We start from the raw sequence: 14,400 nt of genomic DNA on the forward strand, positions 1-14,400 counted from the left end.
CCTTTCCTCAATGCGTGCTTGCGGTACGGCGCTGGACCAGCACGGCGGCGACGATGATCGCGCCCTTGGCGATCTGCTGCACGTCGGTCTGAAGGTTGTTCAGGGCGAAGATGTTGGTGATGGTGGTGAAGATCAGGACGCCGAGCACGGAGCCGAGGATGTGGCCCCGGCCGCCGGTCAGCAGGGTGCCGCCGATGATCGCGGCGGCGATGGCGTCGAGTTCGTAGAGGTTGCCGTTGGTGTTCTGGCCGGAGCCGGCGAGGGCCACCAGCAGGAAGGCGGCGATGCCGCAGCACAGCCCGGACAGCAGGTAGAGGTAGAGGCGCTGGCGGCGGACGTCGATGCCGGCCAGCCGGGCGGCCTCGGCGTTGCCGCCGACGGCGACGGTGCGGCGGCCGAAGGTGGTCCGGTTGAGCACCAGCCAGCCGACGATGGTGACGGCCGCGAAGACCATGACCAGCGGCGGTATGCCGAGCACGTACCAGTCGCGCTCGGCGAGCTTGAGAACGTCCGGGACGGTGACGACCTGGGTGCGGCCGTCGGTGATCTGGAGGGCGAGGCCGCGCGCCGAGGCCAGCATGGCGAGGGTGGCGATGAACGGGACCATCTGGCCGAAGGCGATGAGCACCCCGTTGACCAGTCCGCAGCCCACTCCCACCACGATCGCGGTGAACAGGATGCCCGCGAACCCGAACTCCTGGGTGGCGACCGTGGTCGCCCACACCGAGGAGAGGGCGACGATCGCGCCGACGGACAGGTCGATGCCGCCGGAGACGATGACGAAGGTCATGCCGACGGTGACGACGCCGATCACCGACGCCTGGGTGAGCACCAGTTGGAGGTTGCGGGTGTCGAGGAACGAGTCGGGCTGGGTGATGCCGCCGATGAGGACCAGTACGGCGAGCACGCCGAGCAGGGTGAGGGTGCGGACGTCGGCGCGGCCCAGCCGGACCCGCCAGGCGGGCGGCCCTTCCACCGGTGCCGCCTTGTCGGTGCCGCCCCGTGGCGGGGACACGTGCTGCGTCATGACGCCGGGCTTCCTTCCATCACGAGGTCGAGTACACGGTGTTCGTCGAGTTCGCGGGCGGGGGCCTCGTGCACGACGCGGCCCTCGCGCAGCACCAGTACGCGGTCGGCGAGGCCCAGCACCTCGGGCACCTCGCTGGAGACCAGCAGCACGGCGAGGCCCTCGTCGGCGAGGCGCCGGATGACGGCGTACAGCTCGGCGCGGGCGCCGACGTCGACGCCGCGGGTGGGTTCGTCGAGCAGCAGGACCCGGCAGCCGCGCAGCAGCCAGCGGGCGAGTACCGCCTTCTGCTGGTTGCCGCCGGACAGGGTGCGCACGGGCACGGCGGGGTTGTCGGGCCGCAGCGACAGTTCGCGGGTGGCCTCGCGGGCCGCGCCGAGTTCGGCGCCGCGGTCGATCCAGCCGCCGCGCGAGAAGCGGGACATGGCGGAGACCGACACGTTGCGGGTGACGGACTCCAGCATCAGCAGGGCCTGGGCCTTGCGTTCCTCGGGGGCGAGCCCGAGTCCGGCGCGTACCGCGGCGCGCACGCTGCCGGACCTGAGCGGGCGCCCGCCGACGAGGACCCGGCCGGTCTTCGCCTTGCGCGCCCCGTAGACCGTCTCCAGGATCTCGGAGCGGCCGGAGCCGACGAGCCCCGCGAGGCCGACGATCTCCCCGGGGCGCACCTCCAGGTCCAGCGGCGCGAACTCGCCGTCCCGGGACAGCCCTTCGACCCTCAGTACGGGTTCGGCCGCGGGCGGTGCGGCCGGCCGCTCCGGGAAGACGTACTCGACGTTGCGCCCCGTCATCAGCGCCACCACCTCGCGGGTCGGCGTCGACTCGGCGGGCAGCCCGCCGGCGACGGCCCGGCCGTCCTTGAGGACGGTGACCCGGTCGCCGATGCGGCGGATCTCCTCCAGCCGGTGCGAGATGTAGACGACGGCGACCCCGTCGGCGGTGAGGTCGGCGACGATGCGGAACAGGTTGTCGACCTCGTCCGGGTCGAGCGCGGCGGACGGTTCGTCCATCACGATCAGCCGTACGTCGTGCGACAGCGCCCGTGCCATGGACACGATCTGCTGCTGCGCGGCCGACAGGTCCCCGACCAGCCGCCCCGGGTCCACTTCGGGATGCCCGAGTCGCTTGAGGAGCGCGGCCGTCGACGCCTTGGCCGCCCTTCCCCGCACGACGAAGCCGGCGGCGGTCGGTTCGTGGCCGAGGTGGACGTTCTCGGCGACCGACAGGTGCTCGACCAGGTCGAGTTCCTGGTAGATGGTGGCGATGCCCAGGCGCATGGCGGCCATCGGCGAGCGCAGGGTGACGTCCTCGCCGCGCCAGCGGATGGTGCCGGTGTCGGGCTGGTGGGCGCCGGCCAGCACCTTGATGAGGGTGGACTTCCCGGCGCCGTTCTGGCCGAGGAGGCAGTGCACCTCACCGGCCTGGACGTCGAGGTCGACGCCGTCGAGGGCCCGGACTCCGGGGAACGACTTGGTGATGCCGGACATGCTGAGCAGCGGTGGTTCTGGTGCCATGTGAGGTCCCCTCGGCGGGCTTGCGGGCCGGTGTCAGGGCAGAGCAGAGCAGGGCGTGGCGAAGCAGGTCATAGTGATGCGGAACAGGGCATGACGGGGTAGAGCGCCGTGCTGGTGGAGCTGCGGAACCGAACGAGTGCTACGCGGATGAACAGGCGAGTGCTGCGCGAGTGTGAAAAAGAGTGCTACGCGGGTGAGAACAGGTGGTCGCTGATCAGCCGGGCCGCGCCGATGACTCCGGCGGTGGGGCCCAGCTCCCCCAGGACGATGGGCAGGTTGCCGGTCGCGAGTGGCAGCGACTGGCGGTAGACCTGGGTGCGGATCGCGGCGAGCAGGTTGTGGCCGAGGCCGGTCACCCCGCCGCCGATCACCACCAGGCCGGGGTTGAAGAAGCTGACCAGGCCGGCGATGACCTGGCCGGTACTGCGGCCGCCCTCCCTGATCAGGTCCAGTGCGGTGGCGTCGCCCGCGGCGGCCGCGGCGGCGACGTCGGCGGCGTTGAGGACGCCGTTCGCCTCCAGCCGGTTCGCGAGTTCGGCCGAAGCACCCTGTTCGGCGGCCTCGGTGGCGTCGCGGGCCAGTGCCGCGCCGCTGAAGTGGGCCTCCAGACAGCCCCGGTTGCCGCAGGCGCACTGACGTCCGTCGGGCACGGCCTGAATGTGCCCGATGTCGCCCGCGCTGCCCGTGGTCCCACGGTAGACGTCACCGCCGACGACGATGCCGCAGCCGATGCCGGTGCCGATCTTGACGACGAGGAAGTCGTGCTGGGTGCGGGCGACACCCGCGTGCTGCTCCCCCAGCGCCATCAGGTTCACGTCGTTGTCGACCATGACGGGGCAGCCGAGTTCCTGGCTGAGCGCCTCCCGTACGGGGAAGCCGTCCCAGCCCGGCATGATCGGCGGCGCCACCGGCACACCCTCGGGGAAGCGGACCGGCCCCGGGACGCCGATGCCGGCGCCGTCGAAGCCTTCCGCGAGCCCGGAGGCCCGCAGCTTGGCGGCCATCGCCAGCACCTGCTCGAAGACCGCGACCGGTCCGTCGCGCACGTCCAGGGGCTGGTTGATGTGTCCGAGGATCTCCAGCTCGGCGTTGGTGACGGCGACGTCGACCGAGGTCGCGCCGATGTCGACGCCGAGGAAGCGCAGTTCGGGGTTGAGGCGGACGTTGTGGCTGCGGCGCCCGCCGCGCGAGGCGGCGAGTCCGTCGGCCACCACGAGACCGGTCTCCAGGAGCCGGTCCACCTCGACGGCCAGTTTCGACCGGGAGAGGTCGACCTGATCACCGAGCTGGGCACGGGAGTTGGGTCCACCGTCGCGCAACAGCTGGAGCAGTCGCGCTTGGTGGGCGTTCGCGGGTCGTGCGGTCATGCGTCTCACGAGCCCCTCCCCGCCTCGATCGGCTGTGAGTGGGCCGGTCTCCCGGCCTCGTCCAGTGGCTTGCTTTCGGAGGGAACGTAGCAGTGGGCGCCGGGCGTGGGAAGAAGTCACGCACGAATTGCTGCCAACTTTCTCCACTGAGTGGACAAAGAAGGGTCCGGCGCAGGACCGTCCCGGACACGACGAGGCCGCCCGGTCGGCGTGCCGGGCGGCCTGTGAACGAGCTCGGAACCCGCTCCGACCTCAGGTTTCCTCGCGTGCGTGGTACGAACGCCGGGTGTGCTCCGTGTGCTCGCGCATCAGCCGGGTCGCCGACTGCTCGTCCCGGTCGGTGATGGCGGCGATCAGCTTGCGGTGCTCGATCCAGGACTGCCGGCCGCGCTGCCGGGCGACCGGGGTGTAGTACCAGCGGACCCGGCGGTCGACCTGCGCCGCGAGTTCGGCGAGGACGGTGTTGCCCGCGAGCTCCATGACCTTGCGGTGGAAGCGGGCGTTGAAGGCGACGGCGGCGTCCACGTCCTCGGCGGCGACGGCCCGCTCCCCCTCCTCGCACAGCTCCTCCAGCGCGGCGATACCGGCGCTGGAGGCGTTGGCCGCGGCGAGCCGCGCCGCCTCGGCCTCCAGGAGCGTACGCACGGTGAGGAGCTGGTCGGCCTCCTCCTCCGTGGGCTCGTGCACGAACGCGCCCCGCGCGGGGCGCAGATCGACCCAGCCCTCGGTGTTGAGCCGCTGCAACGCCTCGCGCACCGGCTGCCTCGACACCCCGAGATGGCCGGCGAGTTCGCTCTCGACGAGGTGCTGGCCGGGCTGGAGCGCCCGCGTGGTGATGAGTTCGAGCAGCGCCTCGTAGACACGGTCCCGCAACGGGCCGGGCCGCTCCAGCTTGGGCACCGCGCCCTGCGGCAGTCCTGCGGACAACATCGGTCCCCCCTCGACGGCCGGAACACAACCAGCGGGCGCGACTCTCGGTACGCGCGGTACTGATTGTCTTTCGTCTACAGTCTACGGCGCACGGGAGGGCCTTGGACCGGGTGTGTAGGCCACGTCACACCGGAAGGCCGGGCGGGGCGTTCAGGGGCAGCGGACGACCTGTCCGGCGTACGAGAGGTTGCCGCCGAAGCCGAAGAGCAGCGCCGGGTCGCCGGTGGTGATCTCGCCCCGCTCCACCAGTTTGGAGAGCGCCAGCGGGATGCTCGCCGCGGAGGTGTTGCCGGACTCGACGACATCGCGGGCGACCACGGCGTTGACCGCGCCGATCTTCGCGGCGAGGGGTTCGACGATGCGCAGGTTGGCCTGGTGCAGGACGACGGCGGCGAGGTCGGCGGGCTCGAGGCCGGACCGCTCGCAGGCCTGGCGCGCGATGGCGGGCAGCCGGGTCGTGGCCCAGCGGTACACGCTCTGCCCCTCCTGCGCGAACCGCGGCGGGGTGCCCTCGATGCGGACCGCGTTGCCCATCTCGGGCACCGACCCCCACAGCACGGGCCCGATCCCCGCCTCCTCGCCCGGCGCGCAGGCCTCGACGACGGCGGCGCCCGCCCCGTCGCCGACCAGCACACAGGTGGTGCGGTCGGCCCAGTCGACGACCTCGGACATCTTGTCCGCGCCGATGACCAGCGCCCGGCTCGCGGAACCGGCGCGCACGGCGTGGTCGGCGGTGGCCAGGGCGTGGGTGAAGCCCGCGCACACGACGTTGACGTCCAGCGCCGCCGGTCCGGGGACACCGAGGCGGGCCGCGACGCGGGCGGCGGTGTTCGGGGAGCGGTCGATCGCGGTGGAGGTGGCGACCACGATCAGGTCCACGTCGGCGGGGGTCAGCCCGGCCGCCGCGAGCGCCTTCGCGGCGGCGTGGCCGGCCAGCTCGTCCACCGGCTCGTCGGGTCCGGCGATCCGGCGCGTACGGATGCCCACCCGGCTCCTGATCCACTCGTCGCTGGTGTCGACCATGCCCGCCAGATCCTCGTTGGTGAGAATCCTGGCGGGCTGGTAGTGGCCGACGGCGGTGATGCGGGAGCCGTGGTGCATGGGTGGAGTCCTCGCTGCCTCAGGGTACGGGATCCACCAGTGTGATCAGTGACCGACGGGTACGACGGCAGGTGATACGACAGGAAACCGGCGCCCGGCTTGTCGGCTTCGGTCAGCATCTTCCGCCGCCGCCGGCCGTCCCCGCCACCGCCCGCCCTCATCCGGTGAAGAGCTGGGTCGCCTTCCGGACGAGTTCGTACAGACCGTAGGCGAGCGGTGCGCCCACCCAGAGCCAGGTGAAGGCGATCAGCGGCCTGCGGTCGGGCACCTGGGCCGTGTCAGGCGGACTCTGGCTGCTGTCGGCTGACATCGTTGCCCTCCTTCTGCGCGTGCTGCGCGGGGACGGTGGTCGCGGGTTCGTGGTGCCGGGCGTGCACCGGCCGGATCAGTTCGTTGGCGGCGAAGCCGACCACCAGCAGCCCGATCATGATGAGGAAGGACGTGCCGTACAGCGCCGAGCCGTGCCGTCCGGCCTCCTCCTGGTGATCGGCGATCCAGTTGACGATCAGCGGCCCGAGGACGCCGGCCAGCGACCAGGCGGTGAGCAGCCGGCCGTGGATCGCGCCGACCTGGTAGGTGCCGAAGAGGTCCTTGAGATAGGCGGGGGCGGTGGAGAAGCCGCCGCCGTAGAAGGACAGGACGACCAGGGCGCACAGCACGAACAGCGGTTTGGAGGAGTCGCCGAACAGCGCGATCAGGGCGTACATGAGCGCACCGACGCCCAGGTAGACGCGGTAGATGTTCTTGCGTCCGATCAGGTCGGAGGTGGAGGACCAGCCGATCCGGCCCGCCATGTTGGCCGCCGACAGCAGGGCGACGAAGCCGGCGGCGGCGGTCGTGGACACCGGGGTGGAGGTGTCGGCGAAGAAGTCCCGGATCATCGGCGCGGCCTTCTCCAGGATGCCGATGCCGGCCGTGACGTTCATGCAGAGCACGATCCACAGCAGCCAGAACTGCGGGGTGCGCATGGCCGCGCGCGCCGAGACCTGGACGCCCTCGAGCGGCGCGGGCCGCCCGTCCGCCCGTTCCCTGGGCCGCGGCACCCGCACCAGCAGCACGCCGAGCAACATGAAGACGGCGTACGTCAGTCCGTGGACGAGGAAGGCGAGGGCGATCCCGGAGCTGTCGGTGCCGAAGGACTTCAGCATCTGCGCCGACCAGGGCGAGGCGATGAGGGCGCCGCCGCCGAAGCCCATGATGGCGATGCCGGTGGCCATGCCCGGCCGGTCCGGGAACCACTTGATCAGCGTCGAGACGGGCGAGATGTAGCCGATGCCGAGGCCGATCCCGCCGACGAAGCCGTAGCCGAGGACGATCAGCCAGTACTGCTCCACCGCCGCGCCGAGCGCGGAGAGCAGGAAGCCGGACGAGAAGCAGACGAGGGCGACGGTCATCGCCCAGCGCGGGCCGTGCCGTTCCACGAGCGTGCCGCCGAACGCGGCGGACAGACCGAGCATGACGATGCCGAGCTGGAAGGGCAGCGCGCTCTGCGTGCCGCTGAGGCCGAGCGCGGACTCCAGGGGCGGTTTGAACACGGACCAGGCGTAGGCCTGGCCGATGGAGAGGTGGACCGAGAGAGCGGCCGGGGGGACGAGCCAGCGGCTCCAGCCCGGGGGTGCGACGGGGGGACTCATGGGTCCCCAACCGTAGGCATCCGGCAAGCGCTTGAGAAGACTGTTGAGCGGACAACTACAGACCACCACTACTGCTGCACAAAGCCTTGCCGCCCCAACCTCCATACTGTAGACAATATTTCGTCGACATCTTCGAGTCGCTTCGAGTGCTTCGAGTCGCTTCGAGTCCTGACCGGCTCTCTCCTTCCGGTTCCTCGGTATCCCTCGACCGAACGGAGCTCCCCCGCCATGAAAGTCGCAGTCCTCGGCGCCGGGGCGATCGGCGCCTATGTCGGCGCCGCGCTCCACCGTGCGGGCGCCGACGTGCATCTCATCGCCCGTGGACCGCATCTGGCGGCCATGAGGCAGTACGGAGTACGGGTGCGCAGCCCGCGCGGCGACTTCACCGCGCACCCGCGCGCCACCGACGACCCGGCCGGAGTCGGCCCGGTCGACTACGTGTTCCTGGGTCTGAAGGCCAACTCGTACGCGGCGTGCGGGCCGCTGATCGAGCCGCTCCTGCACGACTCGACGGCGGTCGTGGCCGCCCAGAACGGCATCCCCTGGTGGTACTTCCACCGCCACGGCGGCCCCTGGGACGGGCGCCGTCTCGAGAGCGTGGACCCGGCCGGCGCGGTCAGTGCGGTGCTCGCGCCCGAACGGGCCGTCGGCTGCGTCGTGTACGCGGCCACCGAACTGGAACAGCCGGGCGTCGTACGGCATGTGGAAGGCACCCGGTTCTCCGTCGGCGAGCCCGGCCGGGAGGTCTCGGCGCGGTGCCTGGCGTTCAGCGAGGCGATGCGGGCGGGCGGCCTGAAGTGCCCGGTCGAGCCGGACCTGCGCGGCGACATCTGGCTGAAGCTGCTGGGCAACATCTCCTTCAACCCGATCAGCGCCCTGGTCCGGGCCACCATGGGCCAGATGTGCCGGCACGGCGGCACCCGCGAGGTCATCGAGACCATGATGACCGAGACGCTGACGGTCGCCCGGGCCCTCGGCTGCGAGGTCGGCGTGTCCATCGAACGCCGGCTCGCGGGTGCCGAACGGGTCGGCGACCACCGCACCTCCACGCTCCAGGACCTGGAGCGCGGCAAGCCGCTCGAACTCGACGTGCTGCTCGCGGCCGTCGTCGAGCTGGCGGAGATCACCGGCGTCCCGGTGCCCACCCTGCGCACCGTGCACGCCCTGTCGGACCTGCTCGCGTCGAGGAGCGCCGCATGAGGAAACGCGACCGAACCCCCAAGACCTACACCCGCCTCACCCACCCCCTGGTCCGGGACTCGCGCGAGGCGCCCTTGCGCCGGGCGACCTGGGAGGAGGCCCTGGACCGCACGGCCCGGGGCCTGGCGGCGGCGCGCGGCGCGTTCGGGATGTTCTCCTGCGCACGGGCGACCAACGAGATGAACTACGTGGCGCAGAAGTTCGCCCGGGTGGTCATGGGCACCCACAACGTCGACTCCTGCAACCGCACCTGTCACGCGCCGAGCGTGGCGGGCCTGTCGGCCGCCTTCGGCTCGGGCGGCGGCACCTCCTCCTACGAGGAGATCGAGCACACCGACGTCATCGTGATGTGGGGCTCCAACGCCCGCTTCGCCCACCCGATCTTCTTCCAGCACGTGCTGAAGGGCATCCGGGGCGGCGCCCGCATGTACGCGGTGGACCCGCGCCGCACCTCGACCGCGGAGTGGGCGGAGAGCTGGCTCGGCCCGAACGTCGGCACGGACATCCCGCTGGCGCACGCGGTGGGCCGCGAGATCATCCACGCCGGCCTGGTCAACGAGGCGTTCGTCGAACGCGCGACGACGGGCTACGACGACTACCGGGCCCTGGTCGAGCCCTGGACCCTCTCCCTCGCCGAGAAGGTGACCGGCGTGCCGGCCGCCGCCATCCGCGACCTCGCGCACGCCTACGCCCGCGCCGAGCGCGCCCAGCTGTGCTGGACCCTCGGCATCACGGAGCACCACAACGGCACGGACAACGTCCGCGCCCTGATCAACCTCTCCCTGCTCACCGGCCACGTCGGCCGCTACGGCTCCGGCCTCCAGCCCCTGCGCGGCCAGAACAACGTGCAGGGCGGCGGCGACATGGGCGCCATCCCCAACCGGCTCCCCGGCTTCCAGGACGTCCTCGACCCGGAGGTCCGCCGGAAGTTCGAGACGGCGTGGGACACGGTCGTCGAACCGCACCACGGCCTCACCCTGACGGAGATGTTCGAGGCGATGGACGAGGGCACGCTCCGCGCCGTCTACTGCATCGGCGAGAACCCGGCCCAGTCGGAGGCGGACGCGGAACAGGCGGTACGCCGCCTGCGCGCCCTGGACTTCCTGGTCGTCCAGGACATCTTCCTCACGAGGACCGCCGAACTGGCCGACGTGGTCCTCCCCGCGACCGCCGGCTGGGCGGAGACGGAGGGCACCACCACCAACAGCGAGCGGCGCGTCCAACGCGTGCGCAAGGCGGTGACCCCGCCCGGAGAGGCCCGCGAGGACATCGACATCCTCTGCGACCTCGCCGCCCGCCTGGGCCACGACTGGAAGTACGCCGACGCGGAGGCGGTCTGGAACGAACTGCGCGCCCTCTCCCCCGACCACCACGGCATGACGTACGCCCGTCTGGAGGAGCACCAGGGCATCCAGTGGCCGTGCCCGAGCACGGAGGAGCTGGAACCTCCCTACCTGCACGGCAGGTTGTGGTCCCGGGACCCCGGGCTCCGTGGCCGCCGAGCCCCCTTCGGCATCGTCCGGCACGACCCGCCCGTGGACCTCACCGACGAGCGGTACCCGATCCGGCTGACCACGGGACGCCGTCTCGACTCCTACAACACGGGTGTACAGAGCGGCGGTTACGCCTCCCCGCTGCGCCGCGGCGAGTCCGTCGAGCTCTGCCCGGAGGACGCCGAACGCTACGGGGTGGTGGTCGGCGAGCAGGTCCGGGTGACCTCCCGGCGCGGCTCGCTGCTGGCCCCCGTCTGGGTCGACCCGGCCCTGCGCCCCGGTCTGGCCTTCATGAGCTTCCACTTCCCCGACGAGGTGGACACCAACCAGCTGACCATCGAGGCCAACTGCCCGATCGCCGGGACGGCGGAGTTCAAGGCCTCGGCGATCCGGATCGAGAAGGTGAGCACCGGTGGACCTGCGCTTCGGTGACGGCAAGCCCACGGACGAGGAACGCGCGGCCGTGGACGCCCTGCTCGGCCCGCCCGAGTCCTCCTGGGAGGGCGCGGACCGCTCCGACGCGGACCTCAGATGGGCACGCGGCGGCCGGGAGGCCCGGGACCGCCGCGACCAGCTCCTCCCGGCCCTGCACGCGCTCAACGACCGCGTCGGCTGGATCAGCGAGGGCGCCCTCGACTACGTGTGCCGCCGCCTGACCGTCCCCCCGGCGGAGGCCTACGGCGTGGCCACCTTCTACGCCATGTTCTCGGTCCGCCCCCGCCCGGCCACGGTCCTGCACGTCTGCACGGACCTGGCGTGCACGGCCGCGGGGGCGAGCCGGCTGTGCGCGGCCGTGGAGTCACGCCTGGGCCCGGAGAGCGGGGTGAAGGTCGAGCGCAGCCCGTGCCTCGGCCTGTGCGAGCGCGCCCCGGCGACTTTGGTAATCCGGGCGGGCGAATCAGCCCGTCCGGCGTTTGAGGACGAGGCCGTCCAGGCCGAAGGGGGGTCCGGGGGCGCAGCCCCCGGGGGCGGGAATGGGAAGGGGCGGCGGGGGCGAAACACCCTCCACGCGACGGCGATATGCGCCCCCGCAACCCCCGACAGGGCGATCCCGGCGGCCACCGCCCCCGAATCCGCCCCCACCGAACCCGCCCCCGAAGCCGCCGTCCCGCAGACCGGCGACCCCGGCCTCACCCTCCTCCACCGCATCGGCACCGTGGACCCCGCCTCCCTCGACGACTACCGCGCCCACGGCGGCTACACCGCCCTCCGCCGTGCCTTCGGCCTCGGCCCCGCCGCCGTCATCCGCGAGGTCACCGACGCCGGCCTGGTCGGCCGCGGCGGCGCCGCCTTCCCCACCGGCCGCAAGTGGCAGGCCACGGCCGCCCAGCCCGACCACCCGCACTACCTCGTCTGCAACGCCGACGAATCCGAACCGGGCACCTTCAAGGACCGCGTCCTCATGGAGGGCGACCCCTACGCCCTGGTCGAGGCCATGACCATCGCGGCCTACGCGACCGGCGCCCACCAGGGCCACCTCTACCTCCGCGGCGAATACCCCCGCGCGCTGGCCCGCCTCACCCACGCCGTCGAGCAGGCCCGCACCCGCGGCCTGCTCGGCGACGACATCCTCGGCCAGGGCTACGCCTTCGACATCGAGATCCGGCGCGGCGCCGGCGCGTACATCTGCGGCGAGGAGACGGCCCTGTTCAACTCCATCGAGGGCCACCGCGGCGAACCACGCTCCAAGCCGCCGTTCCCGGTCGAGAAGGGCCTGTTCGGCAAGCCCACCGTCGAGAACAACGTGGAGACCCTGGTCAACGTCCTCCCCATCCTGACGATGGGCGCCGAGGCGTACGCCGCGATCGGCACCCCGACGTCCACCGGCCCCAAGCTGTTCTGCGTGTCCGGCACCGTGGCCCGCCCCGGCGTCTACGAACTCCCCTTCGGCGCTACGCTCGGCGAGCTGCTCGCCCTCGCCGGGGTCCGCGACAACCTCCGCGCGGTCCTGCTCGGCGGCGCCGCGGGCGGCTTCGTACGCCCCGACGAGCTGGACATCCCGCTCACCTTCGAAGGCACCCGCGAGGCGGGCACGACCCTCGGTTCCGGCGTCGTCATGGCCTTCGACGACACGGTCCCGCTCCCCCGCCTGCTGCTGCGCATCGCGGAGTTCTTCCGCGACGAGTCGTGCGGTCAGTGCGTGCCGTGCCGGGTCGGCACCGTACGCCAGGAGGAGGCCCTGCACCGGATCGTCGACCGCACGGGCGCCGGCGCCGCCGGTGACATCACCCTCCTGCGCGAGGTCGGACGCGCGATGCGGGACGCCTCGATCTGCGGTCTGGGGCAGACCGCGTGGAACGCCGTGGAATCCGCCATCGACCGTCTGGGGGCGTACGAATGACCGCGATACCGCTCGGAGTGCCGCGCCGCCTGGTGGAGTTCACCCTCGACGGGCAGGAGGCCCGGGTCCCCGAAGGGTCCACGATCCTCGACGCCTGCCGGGCCGCCGGGAAGGACGTGCCGACCCTGTGCGAGGGCGACACGCTCACCCCGAAGAACGCCTGCCGGGTCTGCGTGGTGGACGTGGAGGGCGCCCGAACCCTCGCACCCGCCTGCTCGCGCCGGGCCGAGCCCGGCATGGTGGTGCGCACGGACACCGAGCGCGCGCGGCACAGCCGCAAGGTGGTCCTGGAACTCCTCGCCTCCTCGGTCGACCTCTCCACGACCCCTTCGGTCGCCCAGTGGCTCACGGAGTACGAGGCGAAGCCCGACCGCTTCGGCCCGGACGCGGCCCGCGTCGACGAGGCGCCGCGCGTCGACAACGACCTCTACGTGCGCGACTACGGCAAGTGCATCCTCTGCTACAAGTGCGTGGACGCCTGCGGCGACCAGTGGCAGAACAGCTTCGCGATCTCCGTCTCCGGCCGCGGCTTCGACGCCCGGATCTCGGTCGAGCACGACGGCCCGCTGACCGACTCGGCGTGCGTGTACTGCGGCAACTGCATCGAGGTGTGCCCCACGGGCGCCCTGTCCTTCAAGTCGGAGTACGACATGCGGGCGGCGGGCACCTGGGACGAGGAGCGGCAGACCGAGACGACGACGGTGTGCGCGTACTGCGGAGTGGGCTGCAACCTCACGCTCCATCTGCAGGACAATGAGATCGTCAAGGTCACCTCACCGCACGACAACCCGGTGACCCACGGCAATCTCTGCATCAAGGGCCGCTTCGGCTACCAGCACGTACAGAACCGGGACTGACCGGCACACCGACCGGCGCAAGGGGCACGACATGGGACGAGTCACGGAACGACGCAAGGTCATCCGCATCAGGGACGGGGCGGTCTCCACCCGCCCGGACACGCTCGTCGCCGAGGAACCGCTGGAGATCCGGCTGAACGGCAAGCCCCTCGCCATCACCATGCGCACTCCCGGCGACGACTTCGCTCTGGCGGCGGGTTTCCTGGTGAGCGAGGGAGTGCTCGCCGAACAGGGCGACCTGCGGAACATCGTGTACTGCGCGGGCGCCACAGTCGACGGCTCCAACACCTACAACGTGGTCGACGTGCGGACCGCGCCCGGCGTGCGCATCCCGGACATCACCCTGGAGCGGAACGTCTACACCACCTCGTCCTGCGGGCTGTGCGGCAAGGCGAGCCTGGACGCGGTGCGCACCACGACCCGCTGGCCCGTCGCCGACACTCCCCCGGTCCGCGTCACCCCGGAGCTGCTGGCCGAGCTGCCCGACCGGCTGCGCGCCTCCCAGCGGGTCTTCGACCGGACCGGCGGACTGCACGCGGCGGCGCTGTTCACCGAGGACGGCGAGCTGGTGGACGTACGGGAGGACGTGGGCCGGCACAACGCGGTCGACAAGCTGGTCGGGCGCGCCCTCCAGAACGGGGACCTGCCGTTGTCCCGCTCCGTGCTGCTGGTGTCGGGCCGGGCCTCCTTCGAGCTGGCGCAGAAGGCCGTGATGGCGGGCATCCCGGTGCTGGCCGCGGTGTCGGCACCGTCCTCGCTGGCCGTTGACCTGGCCGCCGAGACCGGACTGACACTGGTGGGCTTCTTGCGCGGCAGCTCCATGAACGTGTACGCGGGCGAGGACCGCGTCGCCCTGCGGGCCGCGGCCGCCCGGGGCTGACCCGCCTCCCCGCTGCACGGCGGCGGGGCCCCTGCCGGCGGGTAGCGCCCCCTGCG

12 protein-coding genes are annotated in these 14,400 nt (G+C 72.0%); 5 read left to right on the top strand and 7 right to left on the bottom strand.

The features are described 5' to 3' along the window. Nucleotides 1–7: 7 nt before the first annotated feature. From Sco07f_RS20885 to Sco07f_RS20910, 7 genes are all read right to left on the bottom strand, one after another. Nucleotides 8–1,027 carry an ABC transporter permease gene (locus Sco07f_RS20885; protein ID WP_007388997.1) on the bottom strand — a complete coding sequence of 340 codons (1,020 nt, stop codon included), beginning with the start codon at nucleotides 1,025–1,027 and terminating at the stop codon, nucleotides 8–10. Further along, on the bottom strand, nucleotides 1,024–2,541 hold the full coding sequence (locus Sco07f_RS20890; RefSeq protein WP_054099575.1) for a sugar ABC transporter ATP-binding protein: 1,518 nt from the start codon (nucleotides 2,539–2,541) through the stop codon (nucleotides 1,024–1,026). Before Sco07f_RS20890 ends, Sco07f_RS20885 begins: the two co-directional genes overlap by 4 nt. 185 nt (nucleotides 2,542–2,726) lie before the next feature. Further along, on the bottom strand, nucleotides 2,727–3,908 hold the full coding sequence (locus Sco07f_RS20895; RefSeq protein WP_108988751.1) for an ROK family transcriptional regulator: 1,182 nt from the start codon (nucleotides 3,906–3,908) through the stop codon (nucleotides 2,727–2,729). Nucleotides 3,909–4,160: 252 nt separating this feature from the next. Continuing rightward, complete coding sequence (locus tag Sco07f_RS20900; protein WP_108988752.1) at nucleotides 4,161–4,838, bottom strand: GntR family transcriptional regulator; 678 nt, start codon at nucleotides 4,836–4,838, stop codon at nucleotides 4,161–4,163. Nucleotides 4,839–4,988: 150 nt separating this feature from the next. Next, entirely contained in the window at nucleotides 4,989–5,939 is a 951-nt protein-coding gene (locus tag Sco07f_RS20905; protein ID WP_108988753.1) for a beta-ketoacyl-ACP synthase III, read from the bottom strand. Nucleotides 5,940–6,096: 157 nt separating this feature from the next. Continuing rightward, nucleotides 6,097–6,249, bottom strand: coding sequence for an MFS transporter small subunit (locus Sco07f_RS40165; protein ID WP_007388992.1), 153 nt, complete (start codon nucleotides 6,247–6,249; stop codon nucleotides 6,097–6,099). Next, complete coding sequence (locus tag Sco07f_RS20910; protein ID WP_108988754.1) at nucleotides 6,218–7,573, bottom strand: OFA family MFS transporter; 1,356 nt, start codon at nucleotides 7,571–7,573, stop codon at nucleotides 6,218–6,220. Before Sco07f_RS20910 ends, Sco07f_RS40165 begins: the two co-directional genes overlap by 32 nt. Nucleotides 7,574–7,801: 228 nt before the next feature. On the opposite strand from Sco07f_RS20910, the gene Sco07f_RS20915 reads away from it, so the two are divergent. Genes Sco07f_RS20915 through fdhD form a run of 5 tightly spaced genes read left to right on the top strand, consistent with a single transcriptional unit; the run spans nucleotide 7,802 to nucleotide 14,344 of the window. After that, entirely contained in the window at nucleotides 7,802–8,773 is a 972-nt protein-coding gene (locus tag Sco07f_RS20915; protein ID WP_007388990.1) for a 2-dehydropantoate 2-reductase, read from the top strand. Further along, a complete protein-coding gene (locus tag Sco07f_RS20920; protein ID WP_108988755.1) occupies nucleotides 8,770–10,698 on the top strand; it encodes a molybdopterin oxidoreductase family protein in 1,929 nt (642 codons plus the stop codon). The genes Sco07f_RS20915 and Sco07f_RS20920 overlap by 4 nt, the downstream gene beginning before the upstream one ends. Next, a complete protein-coding gene (locus Sco07f_RS20925; protein WP_108988756.1) occupies nucleotides 10,679–12,607 on the top strand; it encodes an NAD(P)H-dependent oxidoreductase subunit E in 1,929 nt (642 codons plus the stop codon). The genes Sco07f_RS20920 and Sco07f_RS20925 overlap by 20 nt, the downstream gene beginning before the upstream one ends. After that, nucleotides 12,604–13,464 (top strand): 2Fe-2S iron-sulfur cluster-binding protein, encoded by an 861-nt coding sequence (locus tag Sco07f_RS20930; RefSeq protein ID WP_108988757.1) that lies wholly within the window; start codon nucleotides 12,604–12,606, stop codon nucleotides 13,462–13,464. Before Sco07f_RS20925 ends, Sco07f_RS20930 begins: the two co-directional genes overlap by 4 nt. Before the next feature lie 31 nt (nucleotides 13,465–13,495). Beyond that, entirely contained in the window at nucleotides 13,496–14,344 is an 849-nt protein-coding gene (fdhD, locus tag Sco07f_RS20935; protein ID WP_108988758.1) for a formate dehydrogenase accessory sulfurtransferase FdhD, read from the top strand. Nucleotides 14,345–14,400 lie beyond the last annotated feature (56 nt).

The organism is Streptomyces coelicoflavus (genome assembly GCF_003112555.1).
Taxonomy (GTDB): domain Bacteria; phylum Actinomycetota; class Actinomycetes; order Streptomycetales; family Streptomycetaceae; genus Streptomyces; species Streptomyces coelicoflavus.